Annotated in this window: 26 protein-coding genes; 9 read left to right on the top strand and 17 right to left on the bottom strand. The window is 72.9% G+C overall.

From position 1 onward, the window contains the following. Positions 1-19: 19 nt before the first annotated feature. The 4 genes from Sdia_RS03665 to Sdia_RS03650 form a co-directional block, all read right to left on the bottom strand. Positions 20-985, bottom strand: coding sequence for an ABC-2 membrane transporter-related protein (locus tag Sdia_RS03665; protein ID WP_229831591.1), 966 nt, complete (start codon positions 983-985; stop codon positions 20-22). A 41-nt stretch (positions 986-1,026) separates the two neighbouring features. Further along, positions 1,027-1,416 (bottom strand): GntR family transcriptional regulator, encoded by a 390-nt coding sequence (locus tag Sdia_RS03660; protein WP_100458193.1) that lies wholly within the window; start codon positions 1,414-1,416, stop codon positions 1,027-1,029. A 103-nt stretch (positions 1,417-1,519) separates the two neighbouring features. Next, the gene (locus Sdia_RS03655) at positions 1,520-2,794 is read right to left on the bottom strand and encodes an RNA polymerase sigma factor (RefSeq protein ID WP_185393255.1); all 1,275 of its coding nucleotides are present in this window, start codon (positions 2,792-2,794) and stop codon (positions 1,520-1,522) included. 34 nt (positions 2,795-2,828) lie between these two features. After that, on the bottom strand, positions 2,829-3,200 hold the full coding sequence (locus Sdia_RS03650) for a YciI family protein (RefSeq protein ID WP_008405085.1): 372 nt from the start codon (positions 3,198-3,200) through the stop codon (positions 2,829-2,831). A gap of 220 nt (positions 3,201-3,420) precedes the next feature. On the opposite strand from Sdia_RS03650, the gene Sdia_RS03645 reads away from it, so the two are divergent. After that, complete coding sequence (locus Sdia_RS03645; protein ID WP_003949073.1) at positions 3,421-3,864, top strand: hypothetical protein; 444 nt, start codon at positions 3,421-3,423, stop codon at positions 3,862-3,864. Positions 3,865-3,889: 25 nt separating this feature from the next. On the opposite strand, the gene Sdia_RS03640 is transcribed toward Sdia_RS03645, so the two are convergent. The 4 genes from Sdia_RS03640 to Sdia_RS03630 are packed head-to-tail and all read right to left on the bottom strand — an operon-like array spanning position 3,890 to position 4,849. Then, positions 3,890-4,066: a hypothetical protein gene (locus tag Sdia_RS03640; protein WP_008405082.1), complete on the bottom strand. Its 177-nt coding sequence runs from the start codon at positions 4,064-4,066 to the stop codon at positions 3,890-3,892. A 50-nt stretch (positions 4,067-4,116) separates the two neighbouring features. Then, positions 4,117-4,491 carry a hypothetical protein gene (locus tag Sdia_RS03635; RefSeq protein ID WP_008405080.1) on the bottom strand — a complete coding sequence of 125 codons (375 nt, stop codon included), beginning with the start codon at positions 4,489-4,491 and terminating at the stop codon, positions 4,117-4,119. Next, a complete protein-coding gene (locus Sdia_RS30570; protein WP_003949070.1) occupies positions 4,488-4,700 on the bottom strand; it encodes a hypothetical protein in 213 nt (70 codons plus the stop codon). Before Sdia_RS30570 ends, Sdia_RS03635 begins: the two co-directional genes overlap by 4 nt. Then, positions 4,676-4,849, bottom strand: coding sequence for a hypothetical protein (locus tag Sdia_RS03630; protein ID WP_003949069.1), 174 nt, complete (start codon positions 4,847-4,849; stop codon positions 4,676-4,678). The genes Sdia_RS30570 and Sdia_RS03630 overlap by 25 nt, the downstream gene beginning before the upstream one ends. Before the next feature lie 137 nt (positions 4,850-4,986). Between Sdia_RS03630 and Sdia_RS03625 the strand changes: the two genes are divergently transcribed. Both Sdia_RS03625 and Sdia_RS03620 read left to right on the top strand, forming a co-directional pair. Beyond that, a complete protein-coding gene (locus tag Sdia_RS03625) occupies positions 4,987-5,820 on the top strand; it encodes a helix-turn-helix domain-containing protein (RefSeq protein WP_003949068.1) in 834 nt (277 codons plus the stop codon). After that, entirely contained in the window at positions 5,808-6,026 is a 219-nt protein-coding gene (locus Sdia_RS03620; protein ID WP_003949067.1) for a DUF397 domain-containing protein, read from the top strand. The genes Sdia_RS03625 and Sdia_RS03620 overlap by 13 nt, the downstream gene beginning before the upstream one ends. Before the next feature lie 157 nt (positions 6,027-6,183). Here Sdia_RS03620 and Sdia_RS03615 read toward each other — a convergent pair whose 3' ends face one another. After that, entirely contained in the window at positions 6,184-7,038 is an 855-nt protein-coding gene (locus Sdia_RS03615) for an alpha/beta hydrolase (RefSeq protein ID WP_008405075.1), read from the bottom strand. A 264-nt stretch (positions 7,039-7,302) separates the two neighbouring features. Between Sdia_RS03615 and Sdia_RS03610 the strand changes: the two genes are divergently transcribed. Next, entirely contained in the window at positions 7,303-7,899 is a 597-nt protein-coding gene (locus Sdia_RS03610) for a TetR/AcrR family transcriptional regulator (protein WP_030306888.1), read from the top strand. 82 nt (positions 7,900-7,981) lie between these two features. On the opposite strand, the gene mshD is transcribed toward Sdia_RS03610, so the two are convergent. After that, a complete protein-coding gene (mshD, locus tag Sdia_RS03605; protein ID WP_008405070.1) occupies positions 7,982-8,905 on the bottom strand; it encodes a mycothiol synthase in 924 nt (307 codons plus the stop codon). A 175-nt stretch (positions 8,906-9,080) separates the two neighbouring features. Between mshD and Sdia_RS03600 the strand changes: the two genes are divergently transcribed. After that, positions 9,081-10,910 carry a bifunctional metallophosphatase/5'-nucleotidase gene (locus Sdia_RS03600; protein WP_185393256.1) on the top strand — a complete coding sequence of 610 codons (1,830 nt, stop codon included), beginning with the start codon at positions 9,081-9,083 and terminating at the stop codon, positions 10,908-10,910. A gap of 76 nt (positions 10,911-10,986) precedes the next feature. Here Sdia_RS03600 and araD read toward each other — a convergent pair whose 3' ends face one another. The 4 genes from araD to Sdia_RS03580 all read right to left on the bottom strand — a co-directional run bounded on the left by araD (position 10,987) and on the right by Sdia_RS03580 (position 16,633). Next, a complete protein-coding gene (gene araD / locus Sdia_RS03595) occupies positions 10,987-11,706 on the bottom strand; it encodes an L-ribulose-5-phosphate 4-epimerase AraD (protein WP_100456491.1) in 720 nt (239 codons plus the stop codon). Further along, positions 11,703-13,214 (bottom strand): L-arabinose isomerase, encoded by a 1,512-nt coding sequence (araA, locus tag Sdia_RS03590; RefSeq protein ID WP_100456489.1) that lies wholly within the window; start codon positions 13,212-13,214, stop codon positions 11,703-11,705. Before araA ends, araD begins: the two co-directional genes overlap by 4 nt. Positions 13,215-13,250: 36 nt before the next feature. Continuing rightward, positions 13,251-14,954, bottom strand: a complete 1,704-nt coding sequence (gene araB, locus Sdia_RS03585; RefSeq protein WP_115067685.1) for a ribulokinase — start codon at positions 14,952-14,954, stop codon at positions 13,251-13,253. A gap of 635 nt (positions 14,955-15,589) precedes the next feature. Beyond that, the gene (locus Sdia_RS03580) at positions 15,590-16,633 is read right to left on the bottom strand and encodes a LacI family DNA-binding transcriptional regulator (RefSeq protein ID WP_100456485.1); all 1,044 of its coding nucleotides are present in this window, start codon (positions 16,631-16,633) and stop codon (positions 15,590-15,592) included. Between the two features lie 228 nt (positions 16,634-16,861). Between Sdia_RS03580 and chvE the strand changes: the two genes are divergently transcribed. From chvE to Sdia_RS03560, 4 genes are all read left to right on the top strand, one after another. Next, positions 16,862-17,974 carry a multiple monosaccharide ABC transporter substrate-binding protein gene (gene chvE, locus Sdia_RS03575; protein WP_100456483.1) on the top strand — a complete coding sequence of 371 codons (1,113 nt, stop codon included), beginning with the start codon at positions 16,862-16,864 and terminating at the stop codon, positions 17,972-17,974. Then, complete coding sequence (gene mmsA / locus Sdia_RS03570; RefSeq protein ID WP_115067687.1) at positions 17,971-19,593, top strand: multiple monosaccharide ABC transporter ATP-binding protein; 1,623 nt, start codon at positions 17,971-17,973, stop codon at positions 19,591-19,593. Before chvE ends, mmsA begins: the two co-directional genes overlap by 4 nt. After that, positions 19,590-20,828 (top strand): multiple monosaccharide ABC transporter permease, encoded by a 1,239-nt coding sequence (mmsB, locus tag Sdia_RS03565; protein ID WP_100456479.1) that lies wholly within the window; start codon positions 19,590-19,592, stop codon positions 20,826-20,828. The genes mmsA and mmsB overlap by 4 nt, the downstream gene beginning before the upstream one ends. 127 nt (positions 20,829-20,955) lie before the next feature. After that, a complete protein-coding gene (locus Sdia_RS03560) occupies positions 20,956-22,299 on the top strand; it encodes an LmeA family phospholipid-binding protein (RefSeq protein ID WP_115067688.1) in 1,344 nt (447 codons plus the stop codon). Positions 22,300-22,327: 28 nt separating this feature from the next. Here Sdia_RS03560 and Sdia_RS03555 read toward each other — a convergent pair whose 3' ends face one another. The 3 genes from Sdia_RS03555 to Sdia_RS03545 form a co-directional block, all read right to left on the bottom strand. After that, positions 22,328-23,827, bottom strand: a complete 1,500-nt coding sequence (locus Sdia_RS03555; RefSeq protein ID WP_100456475.1) for a HAMP domain-containing sensor histidine kinase — start codon at positions 23,825-23,827, stop codon at positions 22,328-22,330. Continuing rightward, positions 23,824-24,564, bottom strand: a complete 741-nt coding sequence (locus Sdia_RS03550) for a response regulator transcription factor (RefSeq protein WP_189500495.1) — start codon at positions 24,562-24,564, stop codon at positions 23,824-23,826. Before Sdia_RS03550 ends, Sdia_RS03555 begins: the two co-directional genes overlap by 4 nt. A 67-nt stretch (positions 24,565-24,631) precedes the next feature. Then, a complete protein-coding gene (locus Sdia_RS03545; RefSeq protein ID WP_100456471.1) occupies positions 24,632-25,687 on the bottom strand; it encodes a S1C family serine protease in 1,056 nt (351 codons plus the stop codon). Positions 25,688-25,770: the final 83 nt, after the last annotated feature.

Here is a 25,770-nt window from a genome sequence, read left to right as displayed (position 1 = left end):
GGGGACGGGAGGACGAGGGTCAGGCGGTGCGGCGGCGCAGCAGGCGCAGGGCCGCGAAGGCGAGCGCGGCGGTGATCACGAGGACCAGGGCCGTCTCGGCGAGGTGGAGGGGGACGGCGTGGGAGGCGGGGTGGTAGACGGTCTCGAAGCCCTCGGCGCCCTTCGCCTCGACGCAACCGCGGACGAGGGAGTCGTCGTCGGAGTAGCAGCCGTCCATCGACACGGTCCGGCCCTGCCCGTCGACCGGCCCGGAGCTGAGCACCCACGCCTTCCCCGGGACGGACTCCCTGTCCCAGCCGAAGACCCGTTCCGCCGGCCACAGGTGGGGGACCAGGAGCGGCAAGCCCTTCACCGCCCCGAACATGGCCCCCGCCGACACCGCCAGAGCGGCCAGCGAGCGCCGCAGCAGCAGCCCGGTGTACGCGCCGAGGGTGACGGCGAGGAGATACAGGGCCGGGGTGGCCGGTCCGGAGGCGGAGAAGAGGGGCTGGACCGTCCAGTCGTCCAGCGGGGTCCCGGCCATGTACGGAACGGACCGGGCCCATACGTACAGCGGCACCAGCAGGCCGACCCCGGCCACGACCACGGCTCCCGCGACCGACCACTTCACCGCGACCCAGCGGCGGGGCGAGACCGACTGCGTCCAGGCGAACGCGGCCGTCCCCCGTTCCTGTTCGGCTCCAGTGAGGGCGGCACCGGCCCAGGCGGCGACGGCCACGGGCAGCGTGCTCAGCAGGATGGGGACAGTCGCGCCGGACAATTGGAGGTGGAGCGCGAGGTCCGGGTCGACACCCGGCTCGCGGGGCAGGCAGTCCGGCTGGAGCCCGCAGTCGGGCGGCCCCAGGATCTCGGCCGGCATCCCCAGCGACCGCAGCCACACCAGCCCGGCCGCCGCCAACACCACCACGGCGAGCCAGGTCACCAGCGCCCCCCGGTGCAGCCGCAGCGCGACCCTGGCCAGTGTGACGACCGAAGGCGTCGACACGGCCGAAACGGCGTCCGCTGCCGGCCTGTTCGATGTCGTGCTCATCGTTCACCCTCCGCCGGATACGTCGCGTCCAGTACGGCCGCACAGAGCGCGGCCACGTCCTCCCTGCCGAGCCCCGCCTTCCGGGCCCGCGCCGCCCACCCGGCCAGCTCTGCCTGCAGCGGCCCGGTGTCGGCGTCGGGCCCGAGGGTGCGCCGGACGAAGGTGCCGAGTCCGCGCCGGGCCTCGACCAGGCCCTCGCGCTCCAGTTCGCGGTAGGCCTTGAGCACGGTGTTGGGGTTCACGGCCGTCGCCTCGACCACCTCGCGGGCGGTCGGCAACTTGTCTCCCGGCTCCAGCAGGCCCAGCCGCAGCGCTTGCCGGGTCTGCTGGACGATCTGGAGGTACGTGGCGACTCCGCTGCGCCGGTCGATCCGGTAGGCGATCACCTGTCACCCCCCTTTCACTAATCAAGTAGTGAAAGGGTGATGCAAAGGTGGTGTTCCGTCAAGTGCGGCGCTCAGGCGCCGCCTTGTCGGCAGGGGTGAGCCGTCAGGTCCCGGCCTCGTCGGCCCGTTCGGCCTCGGTGAGGAGGTAGCGCCGCTCGGCCCCGTTGGCCGTGAGGGCGGCCGCCTCGCGGTAGAGGGCGGCGGCGCGGGCGGTGTCGCCGGTCGCGCGGGTGAGGTGGGCGCGTACGGCGCGTTCGTGGTGGCGTACGAGCGGGTCCCGGTCGAGGGCGTGGCGGCGGCAGAGGGTGTCGAGGAGGGTCAGGCCGCGGGTGGGGCCGAAGGCGCGGGCGACGGCGACGACGCGGCTGAGCCGGACCGGCGCGGTCGGAGTGAGGCGCTCCAGCCAGAGGTGGAGCACCGCGATACGCGGCCAGTCGGTGAGTTCCGGCGCGGGCGCCTGTGCGTGGAGCGCGGCGATGGCGGCCTGGAGCCGGTACGGGCCCGTCCCGGAGCCGCGCGCGTCCCACACCGCGTCGAGCAGCAGTGTCCCCTCGCGGATCAGCTCCTGGTCCCAGCGGGTACGGTCCTGCGACTCCAGGGGGACGAGGGCGCCGTCCGCGTCGGTCCGGGCGGCGTGGCGGGACTCGACGAGCAGCATCAGGGCGAGCAGTCCGGCGGCTTCGGCGTCCTCCGGGTCGGCGGCGTGGAGGAGGCGGGCCAGCCGGACCGCCTCCTCGGAGAGGTCGCGGCGGGCCAGGGCCTCACCGGAGCCGGCGGTGTAGCCCTCGTTGAAGATGAGGTACAGCACGCGCATGACGGCCTCGGTGCGGTCACGCCGGTCCGTGTCGGTGGCCGGCACGAAACGCGCCCCGCTGCGCACCAGTCGCTGCTTGGCCCGGCTGATACGCGTACCCATGGTGGCCTCGCTCGTCCCATACGCGCGGGCGATCTCGGCCGTGGTGAGCCCGCCGACCGCGCGCAGGGTGAGCGCCACCCGGGAGACCGGGCTCAGCCGGGGGTGGCAGCAGAGCAGCAGCAGGGTGAGGCTGTCGTCCGTACCGCCGGTCGGCGCCGCCCGCCTCTCCGGTGTCCCCAGGACGAGTTCGGTCCGGCCGAACTCCTGTTCGCGGCGGTGGCGGGCCTGTTCGGCGCGGAGCAGGTCGACCATGCGGCGGTGGCCGACGCGGATCAGCCAGCTGCGCGGGTCCTGCGGGACCCCCTCGGCCGGCCACCGCTGCCCGGCGGCGATCAGCGCCTCCTGCACGGCGTCCTCGGCGATGTCGAAGCGGCCGAAACGCCGGGTCAGCGCGCCGAGCACCTGCGGCGCCTCGGTGCGCAGCAGGTGCTCGACGCCCGCGCCCGGGGGTGGCCGCCTCATCGCGGACCGAGGCGGGTCCGCCGGATGTGCGGGGTCACGCCGCGAAGTCCGCGCCCATGACCGGCCGGATCTCGACCGGCTCGCCCAGCACCGCGACGATCCGGGCGGCGATCTCCACGGCCCGTTCCTGCCCCGACACATCGATGACGGCGAAGCTGGCCAGCACCTCCTTCAGCTCCGCGAACGGCCCGTCGGTGGCGGTGACCCCCTCGGCCGTGGGGCGCACGGTGGTGCTGACCGCCGGATGCCCCAGCCCCTCGGTGGAGACCAGTTCGCCGGAGGCGGTCAGCTCCTCCTCGAACCGCTGGTAGGCGGCGAACGCTTCCAGCGCCTCCTCGGTCGGCGAACCGGCGGTCGCGGCATCCCAGCCGTCGGCCGAGGTGTAGCCCAGCAGCAGGTACTTCACGGAACCTCCGTGGTGGTCGTCGGTGACGGGCCGGGCGACCCGTGGTCGTCCAGGGAACCTCGGAGCCGGACAGCCGTCCTCGACATCCATCCCATGTGACGTACGTCACCATCTCCCCGTGTCGAACTCCGGCCACCGGCCCCGAGGTAGCGGCGAGAACCCGAACGACGACGGCCGACGGCCGACGAACGACGGCCGACGAACGACTGAGGAGAACGCCATGTCCGAGACCGAGACCGAGACCGCCCCCCAGCAGCCCACCCCCGAACTCCGGGCCCTGGACCGCCTGACCGGTAACTGGAAGGTGACCGGCGGCGCCGAGGGGACCGTGCGCTACGAGTGGATGGCCGGAGGCTTCTTCCTCCTCCAGCACGTCGACCTGGTCCAGTTCGGCCGGCCCGTCACCGGAATGGAGATCATCGGCAACCTGCGCCCGTTCGGCGAGCCCACGGGCCCCGACGTGGCCTCCCGCTACTACGACTCCCAGGGCAACACCTTCGACTACGTCTACGAACTCGACGGCGACACCCTCACCATCTGGGCCGGCGCCAAGGACAGCCCCGCCTACTTCCGGGGCACCTTCACCCCGGACGGCACGACCATGACGGGCGACTGGATCTACCCCGGCGGAGGCGGCTACTCCTCGACCATGACCAGGGTCTGACCGGGGGCGTCGGTACCGGCGACGCTCACCAGAAGTCCGGGGGCAACTCGTGCAGCCGCCCGCACCCGAGCATCGGGCAGCGGACGTAGCCGGGCGGGGGAGAGCCGGGCCGACGGTGGTCGGCCCGGTCCGGCTCCCGCCCGGGCTCGGGCTGGTCCGGGGGCGCGTCCTGGTGGTCGGAGTCGGCGGGGTCGATCTGCACGGGTTCGCTCCTCGGGGGCGGGAGGGGGAGGGGGGCCTGGAGAACCGCTGTCATGGCGTGACCGGGCCGGGCAACGGGTGGACGGTGAGCCGGTACCAGCACGTCGCGTCGTGGGTGAGGAAGGCGTACGGTCCGCCGGCGGCCAGGGCGTGCAAGGCCGCGTCCTGGCACTCCGTGGACGCCTGCCACCCGCGCAGGGCGCCCGGTGCGTCCCGGTCGGCGGCGGGCACCCGCCGGAGGGCGCCGGGCGGGGCCCACCGGACGTACGGGTACGGGTCGAGCGCGTCGGCGATCCGCCGGGCCTGCCCCCGGAGCCAGCGGAGCGCGAGCCGCCGGGTCGGGGTGATGATCCCGCCCAGGAACACGCTCGACCGGGCGTCGCCCCCGTACGTCTCGGCCAGGTACTCCACGGCCCCCGCCGTCACCCCTGCCCCCGAACCCACCGCCGCGCCCCGTTCTCCTCAGCCACCCGCGCCCGCAACTGCCGCAGCACCGCCGACTCCTCGCCCTCCCCGGCCTCACCCTCGGCGCCCCGGTGACGCGGACAGGCGCACGGCGGAAACAGCAACGGGTTGAACTCCGCCTCGCCGCCCTCGGGCTCGGCCCCCCTCACGCCGGCTGCCCCGCCGCGCATTCCCCCGACTCCCGGTGCCGCTTCATCAGCACCCGGCAGTCGGTCGCCCTGCTCCAGTCGTACTCGGCGTTGGCGACAGCCCCGGCGAGGGCGAGTTCCTGGCAGGGGAGGCAGGGGTCAGGCTGAACCTGCTGCTGTTCGTGAGTCATGCCGTTGATTCCTTCGCGGTGTCACTGGGTCACCCGGCTGTGAGTGATAGTGAACACAGCGTCACCGCGACATAGGTACGCTGAACAGGCAGTCGGCTCGGACAGGCCCAACTGTCCCGGTGTTCGAGGGGGTTCTTATGACTGTCGAACTATCTCCCGACGACGCGACGGACCCGGGTCTGTCCCCGCTCCGGAACTTCGGCAACGAGGTCATGCTCGAACGCACGCGGATGAACATGTCCCGCGTCGAGCTGGGCAGGGCGGTCGCCTGCGGGGAGTCACTGGTCGCCAAGATCGAACGAGGCGACCGGGTCCCGCAGCGGGAGTTCGCCGAAGGGTGCGACCAGGTGTTCCCGCACGGGAACGGAAGGTTCATGCGCCTGTGGCGGCTCGCGCTCAGGTATGCCTATCCGCCGTGGTTCTGGCCGTACGTGGCGCTGGAAAAGAAGGCCACCGGGCTGCGCATGTTCAACCCCGTGGTAGCTCCGGGGATCGTGCAGACCCGGAGCTACGCGACCGCCATCCTCAAGGAGGGCCGCCCCAAGGGTCTGGAGGACCTTGTCACCGCGCGACTTGAGCGGCAGCAGATTTTGCAGCGCGAGGAACCTACTGGCCTATGGCTTGTACTGCACGAGCGCGTGCTTCGTAACGTGGTGGGTAGCGAGGAGATTATGCGGGAGCAACTCCTACGCTTGTTGCAAATTGCCGAGACTTCCACTCACCGGGTGCAGATCATTCGCGATGAGGGGCGGTATCGAGGTCCTGTTGGTGCCGCACCATTCGTCCTGATGTCTTTCGAAGAAGGCGCAGATGTTGTCCATGTGGACGGATTCCCGCGTGGGTACGTGCTGGCGGAGCAGGACGAGGTGGCTGACGCCGAGGACGCCTATGATCTGCTCAGAGCGTTGGCCATGCCGCTGGAAGAATCAGCAGAGTTGATCAACTCCGTTCTCAAGGAATGCTATTCGTGAACACTTCATCCTTCGCAGAGGGCGACTGGACAAGTTCCAGCTACAGCATGAGTAACGCTGGCGAGTGCGTCGAGTGGGCCCCGGCGCACGCCGCCCTCACCGGCGAAGTCCTGGTGCGTGACAGTAAGACCCCGCACGCCCCGTACCTGACGCTCACCCCCGCGGGCTTCGCCGGGCTGGTGGCGTTCGCCAAGGAGTGCGGCTGACGTCGTGCGGAGTAGCTCTGTCCGGTCTTGGGTGGCCCGGAGAGCGGCGGGGTTTCAGCGCCCGGGGCCGTCGGAACCGGGCACGCTGAAGGGGAGGCGTCGCAGGCCTCGCGCACCCCGCGCCTGCCACCGGGGAAGTGGCGCACGCGAGGGTGCCCTACTGGGCTCGGCAGGTCCTGAGGTAGCTGAGGAACGACGCCTGTAGTCCGGTCACATGCGTCTCGTGCATGAGCGCGCTGGTGACGGGCCCGCCCCGGGCGATGAGGCAGTGAAGGAACGTGGCCGCGTTCTTCGCGAGATTCTGGTAGACCGCGATGTCTCCCAGAAGCTCCCGCTCGTTGAAGGTCACGTGAAGCCGGGTGGCGGGCAGGGCGTCACCCATGGCCCGGAGGCGGGCGAAGACCTGGCTCGACGCGTCCACGATGCCGGGGCTGCCCGCGCCGACGCTCTCGAAGAAGGTGCTCCGGGTGAGCCAGGCGTAGAGGCTGAAGAGCCCTCCGTACGAGTAGCCGAAGAGGCCGTGCCCGCTCGGGGCCGCGCCCCAGTCGCGTGCGATCCGCGGGTGAAGGTCGTCGGTGAGGAAGTCGAGGAACATGTCCCCGCGGCTGTCGCTCAGTTCGGCGAGGTAGGCGTCGGCCTGGTCGCGCGTGGTCGTGCCCCTCTCGACACTCATCTCCACGGCGTCGACGTACTCCTTCGCGATGGGCTCGCCGGGGGGTACGAGGTCCCGGTTGCGCAGCCGCTCCCAGTGCTCGGCCTCCTTGCCCGCGTATCCCACGCTGACCTGGATGTAGGGCCGGATCGACTGCATGGGGTCCAGTTGCGTGACGATGAGGGGGGCGGTCAGGCCCACGGCCCAGTTGCCGTCGAGCACGTACACGACAGGCGCCTGCGACACGGCGGGATCGTAGCCCGGGGGCGTGGTGACCCAGATGCCGTAGTCGTGCCCTCCGCCGGAGCGCATCTCGAAGTAGTCGGTGTGGGCGAGGCAGCCCTGCCACATGGTGCTCATCTGAGGTCCTTCACGATTCGGCCAGCCTTGATCACGAGGGTGGCGAGGGTGGGTCCGAGGGGGGCGCCGGGGAGTGACGGAGCGGCTGGCGCCACGGCGGGGAGGCGAGCCCGTGGGATCGCGCGCCGACCCGTCGGTGATCGTCACGCCGATCCCCCGTGCAGGTCCCATGAGCGATCCTCCGAGGGCGCGAGCCGACTGCGACCATGAGCGGAGCAACACGGAATCGCCGGCATATTCTTTTCTAATGGATAAACTGTGGGAGTGGTCCTGTCAACCTCCGAACGCAAGGGCAGCGCGCGCGAGCGACTCCTGGCACGGCTTCTCGACGCCTTCGGCGAGGCCCTGCCCCCGCCGGAGATGTCGCTCCGTGAGATCGCCACCCGGGCCGACACCAGTCACGCCCTCCTGCGCTACCACTTCGGGTCGCTGCCGGGCGTGCTGGCCGCCGTGCTCCAGGCGCAGCGGTCCCGGGACAACGAGGAACTTCTGGAGGCCGCCCAGCAGGGCACCTTCGAGGATTTCGTCGCGGCGATCTGGCGTACCTACGCGAGACCGGAGCAGTTGTCGCGGGTGCGCGGCTTCTTCTACGTCGCCGGACTGGCCGCGTACGGCCCGGAGGACTTCCGTGAGTTCGTGGAGTCGCTCGACGACCTGACCGTGATGCTGTCCTCGCTCGCGGAACGCGAGGGGCTGGACGCGCGGGAAGCGCGGGACGTGGCCACCGTCACCGTCGCCGCGATCCGCGGCCTCCTCCTCCAGGAGGTCCTGGCTCCCGGCACCCGTTCGACGGACGTGGTCGGCCTGATCCTGCGCATGAGGGAGGGCGGGCCCGATCCACGGGCGCGTCCACAGCGTTGAGCGGCCCCCGGCTCTCCAGCGAGAAGCCCCGCCGCCGCCCGGCGGAGGGGCGACGGCGGGGCTTTTCCGGAAGCCTGCGAGGTCACCCCTCCGTGCGGTACATCAGGTCCGTCTCGTACGTGGTGAAGCCGAGCCGCTCGTAGACGCTGACGGCCGCCTCGTTGTCGGCGTCGACGTAGAGCATGGCGGTGGGGAGGCCCTGGGCGGCGAGGTGGGCGAGGCCGGTGGTGGTGAGGGCCTTGCCGAGGCCGGAGCCCTGGGCGTTCGGGGCGACGCCGACGACGTAGACCTCGCCGAGGCCCTCGTCGGCGTGGATCTTGGTCCAGTGGAAGCCGGCCAGGACGCCGTCGCGCTCGGCGAGGAAGAAGCCCTTCGGGTCGAACCACGGTTCGGCCATGCGGGCGTCCAGGTCGCGCTGGGTCAGCGAGCCCTGCTCGGGGTGGTGGGCGAAGGCGGCGGCGTTGACGGCGAGCCAGGCCGCGTCGTCCTCGCCGGGGACGAAGGTGCGGACGGTGACGCCCTCCGGGTACGCCGACTCGTGCAGCGGCGGGACCGAGAGGGGGCGGCGCATCTGGCGCAGCTCGCGGAAGAGGCTCATCCCCAGCACCGTCGCCAGGTGGCGGGCGGCCGGGTGGCCGCCGTGCGCCCAGAGTCGCAGCGAGCCGCCGGAGGCCTCCAGCAGGGCGGTGCCCAGCGCCCGGCCGTGGCCGCGGCCCCGGTGCGCGGGGTGGACGACCAGCTCGCCGGCGGGGGGCTCGACCGGGTCGGCGCCCTCCAGCTGGGCGTAGCCGGCGAGCTGGCCGTCGGCGGTCAGCAGGAGGTGGCGTACGCCCTCGCGGCGGCCGCCGCGCAGCTGGAGACGGCCCTGTTCGGAGACGGCCTGCTGGCCGTCCTCGGCGGCGGCGTCGGCCAGCAGGGTCAGGACCGTGGCGGCCTGGTCCTCGGTGAGCTCGTCGGTGGTGTGGATCTGGCGGGAGGGCACGGGGGCCGCGGCGTCGCTGGTCATGGTCCCGAGGGTACGGCGGGCGGGCCGCCGGGCCACCGCATTCGGGGGCGTAACGGGCACCCGGGGTGGCGCGCCGTACGACGGCAACCTCCTCGTAACCGCAACCCCCTGTCGCGCTACGCGCGTTGACTCTAGGCTGCGGCTCGTATCCCAGACCACTCCCTCAGGGGGACGCATGTCAGCCACACCCCGCACGAGACGCCGGACCCGGCGCCTGGTGACCGGTACCGTCTCGCTGGCCGCCGTCGGCGCGCTGGTCGCCTCGATGCCGGCCGGGGCCCACGGGAAGTCCGGCCACGGCGGCGGCCACGACCACGGCAAGCCGGGCCACGGCCACGGCCGCACCGTCGACGTGCAGCTGCTCTCCTTCAACGACCTGCACGGCAACCTCGAACCCCCGGCCGGCTCCTCCGGCCAGGTCACCGAGGACCAGCACGACGGGACGACGAAGGCGATCGACGCGGGCGGTGCCGAGTACCTGGCGGCCTCGCTGCGCACGGCGCGCAAGGGCAACCCGTACAGCGTCACGGCGGCCGCCGGTGACATGGTCGGCGCGAGCCCGCTGCTCTCCGGGCTCTTCCACGACGAGCCGACCATCGAGGCGCTCAACAAGATGCGGCTCGACGTCGCGGGCGTCGGCAACCACGAGTTCGACGAGGGCCGCGCCGAGCTGAACCGTCTCCAGAAGGGCGGCTGCCACCCCGAGGACGGCTGCTACACCAAGGGTCGCAAGTTCAAGGGCGCCGACTTCCCCTACCTCGCCGCCAACGTCACGGACGAGAAGACCGGCAAGCCGATCCTCAAGCCGTACACGGTGTGGAAGAAGAACGGCGTCAAGATCGGGTTCATCGGCGTCACCCTGGAGGGCACGCCGGACATCGTCTCGGCCGAGGGCGTCAAGGGGCTGAAGTTCCACGACGAGGTCGAGACGGTCAACAAGTACGCGCGGGAGCTGGAGCGCAAGGGCGTCAAGTCGATCGTGGCGCTGATCCACGAGGGCGGGGCCCCGGCCTCCAAGTCGTACAACTACGACTGTGACGCCTCCGGTGCCGGGGACGGCATCTCCGGCCCGATCGTCGACATCGCCAAGGGCATCACGCCGAAGGTCGACGCGCTCGTCACCGGCCACACCCACGAGGCGTACGTCTGCACGATCCCGGACCCGGCCGGCAAGCCGCGCACGGTCACCTCGGCCTCGTCCTTCGGCAAGCTCTACACCGACACGACGCTGACCTACGACCGGAAGACCAAGGACATCGTCCGCACCAGCGTCTCCTCGGCCAACCACGTCGTCACCCGGACCCAGCCGAAGGCCGAGGACATCACCCGGCTGATCTCCGACTGGAACGAGCTGGCCGCGCCGATCGCCGCCCAGCCCGTCGGCCACATCTCCGGCGACCTGCCCGGCCGGGGCGCGACCACCCCCGAGTCGCCGCTCGGTGACGTGATCGCCGACGCCCAGCTGGCCCACGCCAAGACCCTGGACGACACGGCGGTCCTCGCGCTGATGAACCCGGGCGGTATCCGCTCCGACCTGGTCTACAAGGCGTCCGGCAGCGAGGGCGACGGGGTGGTGACCTACGGCGAGGCGTTCACCGTCCAGCCGTTCAGCAACACGGTCAACCTCGTCACGCTCACCGGCGAACAGCTGGTCACCGCGCTGAAGCAGCAGGTCAGCGGGGGTAACGAGGCCTCCCCGAAGATCCTCCAGGTGTCGGAGGGGCTGACGTACACCCTCGACTACACCCAGTCCGGCGCCGACCGCGTCGTCGCCGACACCATCCGCCTGAACGGCGAGCCGATCGACCCGGCCGCCTCCTACCGCGTCGCGATGAACTCCTTCCTCGCGGGCGGCGGCGACGGCTTCGCGGCCCTCGGCGAGGGCACCGACCCACTCGTCGGCGCCGACGACCTGGCCGCCTTCAACGACTACCTGACGGCCACCACCTCGGCCGACAACCCGCTGGACCCGCCGAAGGCGGACCGGATCACGATCGTGAAGTAGGGCTCACGCCCACGACGCGAGGAGGGGCGCCCCCGGCAGGTCCGGTGGGCGCCCCTCACGCGTGCCAGGACCCGTGTCAGGCCGCGTCCGGTGCCGGGTTCCCGTAGTACGCGCCGGGCCCGTGCTTGCGCGTGTAATGCCGGTCCAGCAGATGCTGCGGCGGTTCCACCCAGCCGAGCGCCAGGGTGTGCAAGGCCATCTCGGCGACCGCCTCCAGGACCACCGCGTGCTCCAGCGAGGCCGTCGCCGTGGCGCCCCAGGTGAACGGCCCGTGGTGGGCGACGAGCGCGCCCGGGACCGCCTCCGCGCGGGCCTCGTCGCCGTCGAGCAGGTCGACCACGACCTGGCCGGTGTGGAACTCGTAGTCGCGGGCGCACTGTTCGGGGGTGAGGACCTCGGTCACCGGGACCGGGCCGTCGAAGGTGTCGGCGTGGGTGGTGCCGAGCACCGGTATCGCGCGCCGGGCCTGGGCGAAGGCGACGGCGTGGGTGGAGTGGGTGTGGGTGACGCCGCCGATGGTCGGAAAGGCGCGGTAGAGACAGCGGTGCGTCTCGGTGTCGGTGGAGGGGCGCAGGGTGCCCTCGACCACCCGGCCGTCGTCCAACGCCACCACGACCAGGTCGTGCTCGGTCAGCCGCTCGTACGGCACACCGGACGGCTTGATGACGAAGACGCCGGCCTCGCGGTCGACCCCGCTGACGTTGCCCCAGGTGAGGGTGGCGAGGCCGGTGGCGGGGATGCGCAGGTTGGCCTCCAGCACCTCGCGGCGCAGGGCGGCCCGCGCGGTGGCGGTCACAGCGGCAGGGCCAGGCGGTGGTACGCCTGGTTCCAGCGCAGTTCGCGGACGAACGTGCGGATACGGGTGTCCGCGTCGATCACGACCAGCTCGGTACGGAGCATTTCGGCCAGGTCGTCGATCGCCTCGGTGCCGAGAGCGGTGGTCAGCACGGTGTGGTGCGGGGCACCGGCCGTCAGCCACGCCTCGGTGGAGGTCCGCAGGTCGGGGGCGGGGCGCCAGACCGCGCGGGCCACCGGGAGCGCGGGCAGCGGCTCCGGCGGGGTGACCACGTCGATCTCGTTGGCGACCAGCCGGAAGCGGTCGCCGAGGTCGGCGAGGCCGACGACGACGGCCGCGCCCGGATCGGCGTCGAAGACGAGCCGGACCGGGTCCTCGCGCCCGCCGATGCTCAGCGGATGGATCTCGCAGGACGGGCGGGAGCCGGTCAGCGAGGGGCAGACCTCCAGCATGTGCGCCCCGAGGATCACCTCCTGGCCGGGCGTGAGGTCGTACGTGTAGTCCTCCATGAAGGAGGTGCCCCCGGGGAGCCCGTCCCCCATCACCTTCAGGGTGCGCAGCAGCACCGAGGTCTTCCAGTCGCCCTCGCCGCCGAAGCCGTAGCCGTCGGCCATCAGCCGCTGCACGGCCAGGCCGGGGAGCTGGCGCAGGCCGCCCAGGTCCTCGAAGTTGGTGGTGAAGGCGTGGAAGCCGCCCTCGGTGAGGAAGGCGCGCAGCCCCGCCTCGATCCGGGCCGCGTACCGCAGGGAGTCATGGCGGGGCGCGCCCGGCCGCAGCTCGTCGGCGAGGGAGTACAGGTCGCCGTACTCCTCCACCAGCGCGTCCACGGTGGCCTCCTCGGCCCCGTCGACGGCGGCGGCCAGGTCGTTCACCGCGTAGGCGTTGACGGAGACCCCGAAGCGGCGCTGGGCCTCGACCTTGTCGCCCTCGGTCACCGCGACGTCCCGCATGTTGTCGCCGAACCGGGCCAGCCGCAGCGTCGCCAGCTCCGCCCGCCCCGCCGCCGCTCGCGCCCAGGACTCGACGCGGGCGCCGACGGCCGGGTCCTCGACGTGCCCGGCCACCGTCTTGCGGGCCACCCCGAGCCGGGTCTGCACGTGCCCGAACTCGCGGTCCCCGTGCGCGGCCTGGTTGAGGTTCATGAAGTCCATGTCGATGGTGGCCCAGGGGAGCGCCTGGTTGGCCTGGGTGTGCAGGTGGAGCAGGGGCTTGCGCAGGGCGTCCAGACCGGAGATCCACATCTTGGCCGGGGAGAAGGTGTGCATCCAGGCGATCAGGCCCGCGCAGCGGTCGTCGGCCTCCGCGTCGAGGCAGACCCGGCGGATCGCGGCGGCGTCGGCGAGGACCGGCTTCCAGACCAGGCGGGCGGGGAGGGCGGTGCGCTCGGCGAGAGTCCGGCAGATCTCGCGGGACTGCGCGGTGACCTGGGCCAGGGTCTCCTCGCCGTAGAGGGACTGGCTGCCGGTGAGGAACCAGATCTCGGACTCGGGCGGTGCGGGCGGCGTCATGGCGGTGTGCTCCTCGGGCGGGTACGGAAGGAAGGCTCAGGCGGTGTAGCCGGTACGGGCCGCGTTGCGGACGCGGCGCAGGCGGTGCAGAAGCAGGTCGGGGCCGGTGCCGAAGTGGTCGTGCAGGGCGCGGTACTCGGCGAACAGCGCGTCGTAGGCGTCCGCCCGGCCCGGGTCGGGGAGGTACGCGGCCCGCTCGACGCTGCCCATGGCGGCGGCCGCCACCCGTACGTCCGGGTGGGCGCCGGCCGCGACGGCGGCGTGGATGGCGGAGCCGAGCGCCGGGCCCTGGTCGGAGCCGGCCAGCGAGACGGGGCGGCGCAGCACGTCGGCGTGGATCTGCATGAGCAGCGGGTTCTTCTTCAGCCCGCCCGCGACGATGAACTCCTCGACCGGGACCCCGCCCTGCTCGAACGCCTCCACGATGACGCGGGTGCCGTATGCGGTGGCCTCCAGCAGGGCGCGGTAGACGTCCTCGGGGCGGGTGTCCAGGGTCAGGCCCGCGAGGACGCCGGAGAGGTGGTGGTCGACCAGGGTCGAGCGGTTGCCGTTCATCCAGTCCAGGGCCACCAGCCCATGGGCGCCGACCGGCTGGGCGGCCGCCAGCCGGGTCAGGTACGCGTGCGCGTCCTCCCCGGCGGCCTCGGCCTCGGCCCGGTACTCCTCGGGCAGGCCCTGCCGCAGCCACCAGGCGAAGATGTCGCCGACGGCGCTCTGCCCGGCCTCGTAGCCGTAGGCGCCCGGGACGATGCCGCCGTCCACCACACCGCAGATCCCCGGGACCTCGGCGAGGTCCGGGCCGCTGAGGACGTGGCAGGTGGAAGTGCCCATGATGGCGAGCAGGCGGCCGTTCTCCACCGCGCCGGCGGCGGGGGCCGTGACGTGCGCGTCGACGTTGCCGACGGCGACCGCGGTGCCCTCGGGCAGGCCCGTCCAGGCGGCGGCCTCGGCGGTCAGGCCGCCCGCGTGGCCGCCGAGCGCGGAGAGCGGATGGGCGAGGCGGGTCGCGGGAAAGTCGGCGAACCGCGGGTGCAGCGCGGCCAGGAACTCGGAGGAGGGGTACGTGCCGTCCTGGTGGATGCCCTTGTACCCGGCGGTGCAGGCGTTGCGGGACTCGGCGCCGGTGAGCTGCCAGACGATCCAGTCGGCCGCCTCGATCCACCGCACGCAGGCCGCGTAGACCTCGGGGTCCTCCTCCAGCACCTGAAGGGCCTTCGCGTACTGCCACTCGGCCGAGATCCGGCCCCCGTACCGCCCGATCCACGGCTCCCCGCGCTCGTGCGCCAGCGCGTTCAGCCGGTCGGCCTGGTCCTGGGCCGCGTGGTGCTTCCACAACTTGGGCCACGCGTGCGGGCGTCGCGCCCACGCCGGCAGCAGGGCGAGCGGGGTGCCGTCGGCGGTGGCGGGCAGCACCGTGCAGGCCGTGAAGTCCGTGCCGATGCCCACGACCTGGCCCGGGTCGACGCCGGCCGCGGCCACCGCCTCCGGGACGGCGACACGCAGGACGTCCCGCCAGTCCTCGGGATGCTGGAGCGCCCAGTCCGGCGGGAGCACGGCGCCGGTGCCCGGCAGGTGACGGTCGATCACTCCGTGCCGGTAGGTGTGGACGGCCGTTCCCAACTCCTTCCCGTCCCGCACCCGGACCACCACGGCCCGCCCGGAGAGCGTGCCGAAGTCGACACCGATGGTGCAGGGGGCGCCGGGGGCGCCCGGAGCGGCGAGGGGTGCGGGGGTGGTCACGGGACGGGCCTCCAGGGTCTCGCTGGCAGCGGCGGCGTACCCGCATGATTGTTAGCGCTCACATTGGCGGGCGGCAAGAGGGGTGCGGCAAGGTTTCGCCCTCAAGGGCCGGGCGGAGTCCGCCCGCAGGCCCCGGGCGGGCTGGATCCGGCCGCAGGCGCGTGCCGCCGCTCCCGTGGCACCGCTGGTCCGGACGTCCCCGAACGCCGGACGGGCTCGGCCGCCCGGCCCCGGGCCGTAGCCCCTCCTCGACGCCGGACGTGGTGTGCGCGGCGGCCCGAGTTTCCGGTGGACCCGTGTCGCCCGCCCCTTCCGGTGCGCGCCTGAGGGCACTTGGGCGGTCGAAGGATGTGCCCCGGGGAGGCGGGCACGGGTCCGGCGCGTCCGGCCGGTCCGGCGTCCGGGGCCACCGGGACGGTGGGGCGGGGCGGGGCGGCAGCGGCGGCGGTGGGGGCCGGGTCCGGTCCGTCCGGCGTTCGAGGGTGCCGCGCGGGCGGGCGGCGACGCGGACCGGGCCCGGTCCAGCCGCCCGGCGTTCCAGGGCAGCCGAAGCCGTGGGGGGACGCGGCACCGGCGCGGGCCGGGCCCGGCCCGCGCCGGTGCCCGGGGGGCGGGAGCCCGGCCCGCGTTCGCGGTCAGAGTTCGGCGGTGCCCCGGGTGCTGGCGCGCACGATGAGCTGGGGGGCGACGAGCAGGTGCTCGGCCCCGCCGGCCCGTCCCTCGATGTGGTCGACGAGGAGCCGGATGCTGCGCCGCCCGATGGAGGTGAAGTCCTGCCGGACAGTGGTGAGGGGAGGCGGGAAGAACTCGGCCTCGGGGATGTCGTCGAACCCGGCGACGGCCACCCGCTCAGGGGTCCGCACCCCGGCCTCGCGCAACGCGCGCAGCGCCCCCAGTGCCATCTGGTCGTTGGCGACGAAGACCGCGGTGACTCCGGGGTCCTGGCCGGAGAGTACGTGCCCGGCCAGTTCCTGTCCGGCCCGGTAGCCGGAGAGCGGGCTCCAGTCGCCCTGGAGCACGGGCGGCGGGGTGATGCCGCGCTCGGCCAGGACGGCACGCCACCCGGCGGTGCGCGCCTCGCTCTCGGACCAGCCGTCGGGTCCGGCGATGTGCCAGACGGTGGTGTGCCCGGCGGCGAGCAGGTGCTCGGTGACCATCCGGGCGCCCCGTTCCTGGTCGAGCGAGACGGCGGGCAGGCCGAGCTGGTCCCCGCCCTCGACGCTGACCACGGGGAACGGCGCGTCGAGGCGGGCCAGGGCCTGGCCGGTGACCCGTTGCGGGGTGAGCGCGACGACGCCTTCCACGCCCCAGGAGGAGAGGTGGTCGACGGCGTCCCTCAGCCCTTGCCGCCCGTCGCCGCGCAGGGTGACGGCGGAGACCAGGTACCCCTCGTCGCGGGCGGCCTCGTGGAGTCCGGCCATGGTGCTGGCGGGACCGTAGAGCGTGGTGTTGACGGCGACGACGCCCAGGGTGCGGGTGCGGCGGGTGACCAGGGCGCGGGCGGCCGGGTTGCGGCGGTAGCCGAGCCGGTCGACGGCGGCGGTGACCTGGGCGCGGGTGGCCTCGCGTACGTGCGGGTGGCCGCTCAGGACGCGGGAGACCGTCTGGTGGGAGACCCCCGCCTCGCGGGCCACGTCGGCCATCGTCGGCGGGCGGGAGACTTCCGCGGACCGGGCCACGCGGCCTCCCTCTCGTCGGAACGGGCGCGATCCGGCCGGATCACGACGGGTGTCAATGCTGAAAAAGCCTATCCCCCATCTTGTATCACCACTGTGTGAGCGCTAACAATCGTGCGTGCCTGCCAGGAGAGGGACGACGACCCGGCAGACCCGGCGTGCGCGGCGCCTCCCGCGCCCGCGCGCCTCCCCACGCCCACCGCCCCGACCACGGGATTGCCAGGGAGAAACATGACGAAGGCCCGAGCCGCCACCACCGCCGCAGCGGTGACCGCCTGCTGCGCCCTCCTGCTGACCGCGTGCGGCCAGAACAGCACGGGCGGAAGCAAGGAGGAGAAGGGGGAGAAGAAGCAGACCATCGGGGTGGCGATGCCCACCAAGTCGTCCGAGCGCTGGATCGCCGACGGGCGGAACATGACCAAGATCCTGGAGAAGGCCGGCTACCGCACCAGCCTCCAGTACGGCGAGGACGACCCGGACCAGCAGGTCGCGCAGATCGAGAACATGATCACGCAGGGCGTGGACGCCCTGGTCATCGCCGCGATCAACGGCGAGGCGCTCTCCAACGTCCTCCAGCAGGCCGCCGACGCCGACATCCCCGTCATCTCCTACGACCGCCTCATCCTCGGTTCCCCGCACGTCGACTACTACGCCTCGTTCGACAACGAGAAGGTCGGCCGCCTCCAGGGCGAGTACCTGGTGGAGAAGCTGGGTCTGGACAAGGGCGGGGCGGACAAGGGCCCGTACAACATCGAGCTGTTCGCCGGGTCCAACGACGACAACAACACCCGCTACTTCTTCAACGGCGCGATGGAGGTCCTCAAGCCGTACCTGGACAAGAAGCAGCTCGTCGTCCGCTCCCGGCAGACCAGCCTCAACCAGGTCACCACGCTGCGCTGGGACGGCGGTACCGCGCAGAAGCGGATGGACGACCTGCTGACCTCGGCCTACTCCAAGGAGCGGGTGGACGCGGTCCTCTCGCCGTACGACGGCATCTCGATCGGCATCCTGTCGGCACTGAAGTCGGACGACTACGGGTCGAAGGGCAAGCCGCTGCCGGTCGTCACCGGGCAGGACGCCGAGGTCTCGTCGGTGAAGTCGATCATCGCGGGGGAGCAGACCCAGACCGTCTACAAGGACTTCCGCGAGCTCGCCAGGGTGGCCGCCGAGATGGTCGACGCGGTGCTCGGCGGCGACGACCCGGAGATCAACGACGACAAGACGTACGACAACGGCGAGAAGGTCGTGCCCGCGCACCTGCTGGAGCCGGTCAGCGTCGACAAGTCCAACTACCGGGAACTGCTGGTCGACTCCGGCTTCCTCGACGCCAAGGACCTGGGATGAGCTCCGCCCCGGAGGCCGAGCCCGGGACCGGCTCCGGGACGGTCCTGGAGATGCGCTCCATCGTCAAGCGCTTCACCGGCGTCACGGCGCTGGCCGACGTCAGCCTCTCCGTGCGGCGCGGCGAGATCCACGCGCTCTGCGGGGAGAACGGCGCGGGCAAGTCGACCCTGATGAAGGTCCTCTCCGGCGTGCACCCCCACGGCAGTTACGAGGGCCAGGTGCTCTTCGACGGCGAGGAGTGCCGGTTCAAGGACATCCGGGCCAGTGAGCGGCGCGGGATCGTCATCATCCACCAGGAGCTGGCCCTCGTCCCGCACCTGTCGATCGCCGAGAACATCTTCCTCGGCAACGAGCCGTCCCGGCGCGGGATCATCGACTGGGACCGGGCGCTCAGCGACGCCGCCCGCCTGCTGCGCCGGGTCGGCCTCGACGAGCACCCGCGCACCCGGGTCAGTGACATCGGGGTCGGCAAGCAGCAGTTGGTGGAGATCGCCAAGGCGCTGGCCAAGGATGTGCGGCTGCTCATCCTGGACGAGCCGACGGCCGCCCTCAACGACGAGGACAGCGCCCAACTTCTGCGGCTGATGAAGGAGTTGCAGGAGCAGGGCATCACCTCGATCATCATCTCGCACAAGCTCAACGAGATCTCCGAGGTCGCCGACTCGGTCACCGTGCTCCGCGACGGCCGCTCGGTGGAGACCCTCGACGTGAGCGCCCCGGAGACCACCGAGGAGCGCGTCATCCGCGGCATGGTCGGCCGCGACCTCGGCAGCCGCTTCCCCGAACGCACCCCGTACGAGGGGCCGCGCGAGGGCGAACCGGCGCTGGAACTCCGCGACTGGACCGTCCGCCACCCCGTCGACCAGCACCGCAGGGTCGTGGACGGCGTCTCGCTCACGGTCCGCCGGGGCGAGATCGTCGGCCTCGCCGGACTGATGGGCGCGGGCCGCACCGAACTGGCGATGAGCGTCTTCGGCCGCTCCTACGGACGGTACGAGCGCGGCACCGTGCACAAGGACGGCCGCGAGATCCGCACCCGCACCGTCCCGGAGGCGGTCGCCCGCGGCCTCGCGTACGTCACCGAGGACCGCAAGCGGTACGGGCTCGACCTCGGCGACACCGTGGCCCGCAACATCTCGCTCTCCTCGCTGCCGAGCCTGGCCCGGGGCGGCATCGTCGACGCCCACCGGGAGCGGCGGGTCGCCGAGGAGTACCGGCGGGTCATGAACATCAAGACGCCCGACGTGCTGGAGGCGGCCGGCCGCCTCTCCGGCGGCAACCAGCAGAAGATCGTGCTGAGCAAGTGGGTCCTCGCCGGACCCGACGTGCTGATCCTGGACGAGCCGACGCGCGGCGTCGACGTCGGCGCCAAGTTCGAGATCTACGGGGTGATCGACCGGCTCGCCGCCGAGGGCAAGGCGATCCTGATGATCTCCTCCGAGCTGCCCGAACTCCTCGGCATGTGCGACCGCGTCTACACCATGGCCGCCGGGCGGCTGACCGGCGAGGTGGCCCGCGCCGACGCCACCCAGGAAGTCCTCATGCGCCACATGACGCGCGACCCGTCCGCCCCGGCCGCCGCCGCCGGCACCGACCCCAGCGAAGGGCACCACCCATGAGCAGCGAAGTGACCACCAGGCCCGAGGCGCCGGCGGGCGCCGGGGGACGCGGCGAGGGCCGGGGCGTCGGCGCGCTCCTGCGGGACGCCGTCCGGCGGAACTCCCGCCAGTACGGGATGTTGTTCGCGCTCGGACTGATCGTCGTCCTGTTCCAGGTCTGGACCGGCGGCGACCTCCTGCTGCCGCGCAACGTCTCCAACCTGGTCCTCCAGAACAGCTACATCCTCATCCTCGCCATCGGGATGATGATCGTCATCATCGCGGGCCACATCGACCTGTCGGTGGGTTCACTGACGGCCCTGGTCGGCGCGGTCGCCGCGGTGCTCATGGTGCAGCAGCAGATACCCTGGCCGGCCGCGGTGGCGATCACCCTGCTGATGGGCGCCGCCGCCGGAGCCCTGCAAGGCTTCTTCATCGCCTACATCGGCATCCCGTCGTTCATCGTGACCCTCGCCGGGATGCTGCTCTTCCGGGGGCTGACGGAGATCGTCCTCGACGGGCAGACCATGGGGCCGTTCCCCTCCGGCCTCCAGAAGGCGGCCAACGGCTTCCTGCCCGAGGTGGGCCCGCAGACCAACTACCACAACCTGACGCTCCTGCTCGGGCTCGTGCTGGTCGTGTTCGTGATCGTCCAGGAGGTCCGCGACCGGCGCCGCCAGCGGGAGTTCTCCCTCCAGGAGGTCCCGCCGGCCCTCTTCGCGCTGAAGCTGGCCGCCCTGGTCGCGGTCATCCTCATCGCCACCCTGCTGCTCGCCAGCTACAAGGGCGCCCCGGTGGTCCTGCTGATCCTCGCCGTGCTCCTCGTCGGTTTCGGCTACGTGATGCGCAACGCGGTCGCCGGCCGCCACGTCTACGCGATCGGCGGGAACCTCGGCGCCGCCAAGCTCTCCGGCGTCAAGGACAAGCGGGTCACCTTCGCGGTCTTCCTCAACATGGGCATGCTCGCCGCGCTCGCCGGGCTGGTCTTCGCCGCCCGGTTCAACGCCGCCTCCCCCAAGGCGGGCATCAACTTCGAACTGGAGGCCATCGCCGCCGCGTTCATCGGAGGCGCCTCGATGAGCGGCGGCGTCGGCACCGTGCTGGGCGCCATCATCGGCGGTCTGGTCCTCGGCGTCCTCAACAACGGCATGAACCTCGTCGGGGTCGGTACCGACTGGCAGCAGGTCATCAAGGGCCTGGTGCTGCTCGCCGCCGTCGGTTTCGACGTCTGGAACAAGCGCCGCGTGGGCGGCTGACCCACGCCCGGGCCACACCCCGGCGCGCGGTCCCCGCCGCGCGCCGGGGTGTGGGAAACCTCGCACCGCCCGCCGGACCGGGCATCGAGGTTGCGGGTGGTGGCGGGGGCCGTGGTGGGATGACGCGATGCGTTCCCCCCACCGCATGACTCAGGACACCGACCGTTCACCGCAGGTCCCGGCGTACGACGAGGAGCCCCCCACCGCCGGACGGCAGACCCCCGGCCCGCCCGGGCCCCGCTACGGTCCGTACGGCGCCAACCCGGAATGGGACAACCCCTACGAGCAGCTCGCCGGGCTCGACGACCGGGCCGCGGACACCTTCCTCCAGAGGGAACCGGACGCCTTCGACGCCTTCGAGACGGGCGGGACCCCGGAGTACCAGGCGCCCCCGACGGCCCCCGGGTCCCGGCGCCGGGCGCGCGGGCGCGGCCCCGCCCGGCGGGCCTTCGGCACCCTCGGCCGGGGCGCCAGGGTCGCCGCCGGCGTGCTCGTCGTCGCCGCCCTCCTCACTCTCGTCGACCGCTGGGCCGTCCTCTACGCCGAGAACAAGGCGGAGGAGTCGCTGAAGCGGTCGATGAACCTCGCCGCCGCCCCCGAGGTCGACATCGACGGCTTCCCCTTCCTCACCCAGGCCGCCGCCCGCCGCCTCGACACCGTCCACCTCACCGTGCCCGACGTCGCCGCCGGACGGGTCTCGCTCGCCGAGGTCTCCGCCACCGGCCACGACGTCCGGATGTCCGGCGAGGGCCTGACCGGTGTCGACGGCGCCGACATCGGGGGGATCGACGGTGAGGTCCGGCTCTCCTTCGACGACCTCGGCCGCGAACTCGGCGCCTCCCAGGTGACCTTCACCGGCAAGGGCACCGACCGCGTCCTCGCCCGCGGCACCCTGCCCGTGGCCGGCCGCGAACTGGCCCTGCGCGCCGACGCGCTGATCCGCCGCGACGGCGACCGGGGCGTCGCCACCGAGGTCACCGGGATGCGGGTGGACATCGGCGACCTCGCCACCTTCCGGCCCGGCACCGGCCCCGGAGACGGCCTCCACCTCACCCCGAGCGGTCTGGAGAAGCTGGCGGACCGGAGCGCCAGGGCCAAGGCCCTGTTCTCGGTCCCCTCGATCGTGCACGCCCTCGGCGTCCCCGACTCCCGGATCCGCGCCGCCCTCGCCGACGACCGCGAGCTGGCCGACCTGCTCGGCACCCCCGCCGTCGTCGAGGACCTCCTCGCCGTCAACCTGGTCGACCTCGCCGCCGCCCACCCCGACGTGCTGCGCCGTCTCGGTGTCGACCCCGGCCTGCTCGACGCCCTCACCGACCTCACCCGCCCCCAGCTCGCCGACCGCCTCACCCTCGGCTTCACCCTCCCCGAACTCCCGGGCGAGGGCGACGTCCGCCTGCGTGACGTGCGGGTGGAGCCGGACGGCATCGTGGTGCGGCTGACGGGGGCGGGGATGCGGGTCGGGAAGTAGGGGCGGGGCGGAAGGCGAGGGGCGCGCGTCACGCGCCGGAGCCGCCCGTGCCAGGCGCCTGGTCGTCCTCCTCGTCCTCGTCGCCCGCCCGCCGCGTCCCCGGCGGCGGCGAAGGAGCCCCGGGCAGGATCAGCCGGACCAGGGTGCCGCCGCCCTCGGCCCGTTCGACGGCGACCCGGCCGCCGCACTGTTCGGCGGTGCGGGCGACGATGGACAGGCCGAGGCCGGAACCGGGCAGGGAGCGGGCGGACGGGGAACGCCAGAACCGGTCGAAGACGTGGCGGAGCTCGTCCTCGGGGATGCCGGCGCCCCGGTCGCGGACGGTCAGTTCGCCCCGGTGGAGACGGAGGTCGACGGTGCCGCCGGGCGGGCTGAACTTCACCGCGTTGTCGAGGATGTTGACCACGGCCCGCTCCAGGGCGGCCGGACGGCAGCGGACGTACCAGGGCGCCAGGTCGGCGGTGAAGGTCACCTCCGGGCCGCGCAGCCGGGCCCGCCGCAGCGCGGTCGCCGTCGTCTCGTGGAAGGCGACCACCTCCAGGCCGCCCTGCTGCGCGCCGTCGCTGCGGGACAGCTCCTGGAGGTCGCCGATGAGCGAGGCCAACTCGGTCATCTGCGCCTTCACCGAGTCGAGCAGCGCGGCCCGGTCCCCGGCGGGCAGCGCCCGGCCGGTGCGCTCGCTGCGGGCCAGCAGTTCGATGTTGGTCCGCAGCGAGGTCAGCGGGGTGCGCAGCTCGTGCCCGGCGTCGGCGATCAGCTGCTGCTGGAGGTCGTGGGAGTCGGCGAGCGCGCTGGTCATCGCGTTGAACGAGGCGGAGAGCCGGGCGATCTCGTCGTCCCCGTCGACCGGGATGCGGACCGTCAGGTCCCGGGTGCGGGCCACCTGCTCGACGGCCTCGGTCAGCCGGTCCACGGGCCTGAGCCCCGACCGGGCGATCCACAGCCCGGCCCCGCCCGCCCCGAGCACCCCGACGCCGGAGACGAGGAGGAGCAGCAGCGCCAGGTCGTCCAGGGTGGCCCGGGTCTCCTCCAGCGAGTACGCGTAGACGATCGCGGTGTTCCGGAAGTGCGCCGGGGGCGGGCCCTTGCCGAGGGCGGGGGCGGCCAGGACGCGGACCTCCGTGCCGTCGGCGGCCGTCGCGTCGTGGGGCTCGGCGCCGGTCCCGGGCCCGGCGGCGGCCACCGCGAGGTCGGCCGCGTCGGGCTCGACCACCCCGGCGGACACCTCGGCGACGCAGACCCGGCCGTCGGCGGTGACGAGCTGGAGGTACAGCTCGGGCTGGGCGCGGCCGAAGTCGCCGGGGCCCGACGGCGCCGGCTCGCTCGGGCAGTCGGCGAGCAGGTCGCGCAAAGCAGCGGTGGGCTGCGGCTGGTTCTGCGCCTCCAGTTGGGCGTCGATCTCGTCGTACAGCTTGCCGCGCACCGCGAACCAGCAGGCGACCGAGACGGCGGCGACCGCCAGTGCCACGGCCGTCGCCACCAGCAGGGCGAGGCGGGCCCGCAGCGGCAGCGCGCCGAGCCGTCTCACTCGCCGCTCCCGGAGCGCAGCACGTACCCGACGCCGCGCACGGTGTGCACCAGGCGCGGCTCACCGCCCGCCTCGGTCTTGCGGCGCAGGTACATCACGTACACGTCGAGGGAGTTGGAGGTCGGCTCGAAGTCGAAGCCCCAGACGGCCTTCAGGATCTGCTCGCGGGTCAGCACCTGGCGCGGGTGGGCGAGCAGCATCTCCAGCAGGGTGAACTCGGTGCGGGTCAGCTCGACGGGCCGGTTGCCGCGCAGCACCTCGCGGGTGTTCAGGTCCATCCGCAGGTCGGCGAAGGCCAGCACGTCCTCGCCGGGGCCGGAGTCGGCCGGTTCGGCGGCGTACGCGGAGCGGCGGAGCAGAGCGCGGACGCGGGCGAACAGCTCGTCCAGCTCGAAGGGCTTGACCAGGTAGTCGTCGGCGCCCGCGTCGAGGCCGGTGACGCGGTCGCCGACGGTGTCGCGGGCGGTCAGCATGAGGATCGGCACGGTGTTCTGGGCGGCCCGGATCCGCCGGGCCGCCGTCAGCCCGTCCATCCGGGGCATCTGGATGTCCAGCACGACCAGGTCGGGCCGGTAGGAGGCCACGTTCTCCAGCGCGTCGAGGCCGTCGACGGCGACCTCCGTGCCGTACCCCTCGAAGGCGAGGCTGCGGCGGAGCGCGTCGCGGACCGCGGGCTCGTCGTCGACGATCAGGACGCGCTGCTCGTGGTCCTGGTCCTGGGGTTCGGCGGCCGGCATGGCGGGCTCCCTGGGGGTCGGTGGGCGGGTGCGGCCAGCCTCGCACGCGCCGGGCGGCGCGCGCCCGTCACTGCCGGGAGCCGGAGCGCAGCGTGTCGAGGTCGGCCTTGAGGTCGTTGACGGGGATGGCGAAGCCGAGGCCGACGCTGCCGGCGTCGGAGGACTGTCCCTGCGAGGAACCGGCCGAGTACATCGCCGAGTTGATGCCGATGATCTCGCCGTCCATGTTGATCAGGGCACCGCCGGAGTTGCCGGGGTTGAGCGAGGCGTCGGTCTGGATCGCCTGGTAGGTGGTGGTGCGCTCGCCGGTCTCGCCGTTGAACTGCTCGCCGCCGTACTCGAAGGGCCACTCACGGCCGCCGCCCTGCCCGCTGCCGCCCTGGCTCTCGTCCCGGGAGACGGTCACGTCCCGGTCGAGGGCGGAGACGATGCCGCTGGTCACGGTCCCGGTCAGCCCGGCGGGCGAGCCGATGGCCACCACGTCGTCCCCGACGGCCACCTCGTCCGAGTCGCCGAGCGAGGCGGCCGTCAGACCGGAGGCGCCCTGGACCTCGAGCAGCGCCAGGTCCTTGGAACTGTCCGTCCCGACCACCTCGGCGCTGTACGTCTTGCCGTCGCTGGTGGCCACCCGCACCTGGGAGGCGCCGGAGACCACGTGGTTGTTGGTGACGATCTCGCCGTCCTCGCTGATGATCACGCCGGAACCGGTCGACTGGCCCGAGGAGCCGGCCGCCTTGACCTCCACGATGCTCGGCCCGACCGCCTCGGCGACCCCGGCCACCGTGCCCTTGCTGGAGGCGGCCACGGTGGTCCCGTTCACCGGTGAGTCCGAGCCGTCGGCCCCGCCGCCCGTCAGCTCCTGGAAGGCGTACGCCGTGCCGCCGCCGATCGCCGCCGCGGCCACCGCGACCGCGGCCAGCAGCCCGGCCGGGCCGCGCAGGCGGCGCCGGTGGCGCGGGGTGTGCGGCGGACGGGTGGGCGGCGGCGGCCAGGCCGCCGCCCCACCGGCCCCCTCGGGGGGCGCCCCGTACGCGTACGGGGCCTGCGGCTCGGGGTACGTGGCCGGGTACTCGGTGGTCGGGTACTCGCTGGGGGCGCCGTCGTGGCGGTGGTTCTCCGTCATGTCTACGACGATCCGGCTCCCGGATGAGAGGGAGCTGAGAACGGACTGAGAAGCGGGGGAGAATCCTGTATGCCCGGTACGAG

It is taken from the genome of Streptomyces diastaticus subsp. diastaticus (assembly GCF_011170125.1).
Classification (GTDB): Bacteria; Actinomycetota; Actinomycetes; order Streptomycetales; family Streptomycetaceae; genus Streptomyces; species Streptomyces diastaticus.
Note: the sequence above shows the minus strand (reverse complement) of the source record. Positions and strands in the feature narration are given on the sequence as shown.

Excerpts from the sequence above, each read along its gene's own strand:
- Sdia_RS03620 (WP_003949067.1), top strand. The coding sequence starts at position 5,808 with ATGCTATTCGTGAACACTTCATCCTTCGCAGAGGGCGACTGGACAAGT.
- Sdia_RS03560 (WP_115067688.1), top strand. The coding sequence starts at position 20,956 with ATGCGTTCCCCCCACCGCATGACTCAGGACACCGACCGTTCACCGCAG.
- mshD (WP_008405070.1), bottom strand. The coding sequence starts at position 8,905 with ATGACCAGCGACGCCGCGGCCCCCGTGCCCTCCCGCCAGATCCACACC.
- Sdia_RS03600 (WP_185393256.1), top strand. The coding sequence starts at position 9,081 with ATGTCAGCCACACCCCGCACGAGACGCCGGACCCGGCGCCTGGTGACC.
- Sdia_RS03545 (WP_100456471.1), bottom strand. The coding sequence starts at position 25,687 with ATGACGGAGAACCACCGCCACGACGGCGCCCCCAGCGAGTACCCGACC.
- araA (WP_100456489.1), bottom strand. The coding sequence starts at position 13,214 with ATGACGCCGCCCGCACCGCCCGAGTCCGAGATCTGGTTCCTCACCGGC.
- Sdia_RS03550 (WP_189500495.1), bottom strand. The coding sequence starts at position 24,564 with ATGCCGGCCGCCGAACCCCAGGACCAGGACCACGAGCAGCGCGTCCTG.
- Sdia_RS30570 (WP_003949070.1), bottom strand. The coding sequence starts at position 4,700 with ATGCGCGGCGGGGCAGCCGGCGTGAGGGGGGCCGAGCCCGAGGGCGGC.
- mmsB (WP_100456479.1), top strand. The coding sequence starts at position 19,590 with ATGAGCAGCGAAGTGACCACCAGGCCCGAGGCGCCGGCGGGCGCCGGG.
- chvE (WP_100456483.1), top strand. The coding sequence starts at position 16,862 with ATGACGAAGGCCCGAGCCGCCACCACCGCCGCAGCGGTGACCGCCTGC.
- Sdia_RS03645 (WP_003949073.1), top strand. The coding sequence starts at position 3,421 with ATGTCCGAGACCGAGACCGAGACCGCCCCCCAGCAGCCCACCCCCGAA.
- mmsA (WP_115067687.1), top strand. The coding sequence starts at position 17,971 with ATGAGCTCCGCCCCGGAGGCCGAGCCCGGGACCGGCTCCGGGACGGTC.
- Sdia_RS03655 (WP_185393255.1), bottom strand. The coding sequence starts at position 2,794 with ATGAGGCGGCCACCCCCGGGCGCGGGCGTCGAGCACCTGCTGCGCACC.
- Sdia_RS03625 (WP_003949068.1), top strand. The coding sequence starts at position 4,987 with ATGACTGTCGAACTATCTCCCGACGACGCGACGGACCCGGGTCTGTCC.
- Sdia_RS03630 (WP_003949069.1), bottom strand. The coding sequence starts at position 4,849 with ATGACTCACGAACAGCAGCAGGTTCAGCCTGACCCCTGCCTCCCCTGC.
- Sdia_RS03615 (WP_008405075.1), bottom strand. The coding sequence starts at position 7,038 with ATGAGCACCATGTGGCAGGGCTGCCTCGCCCACACCGACTACTTCGAG.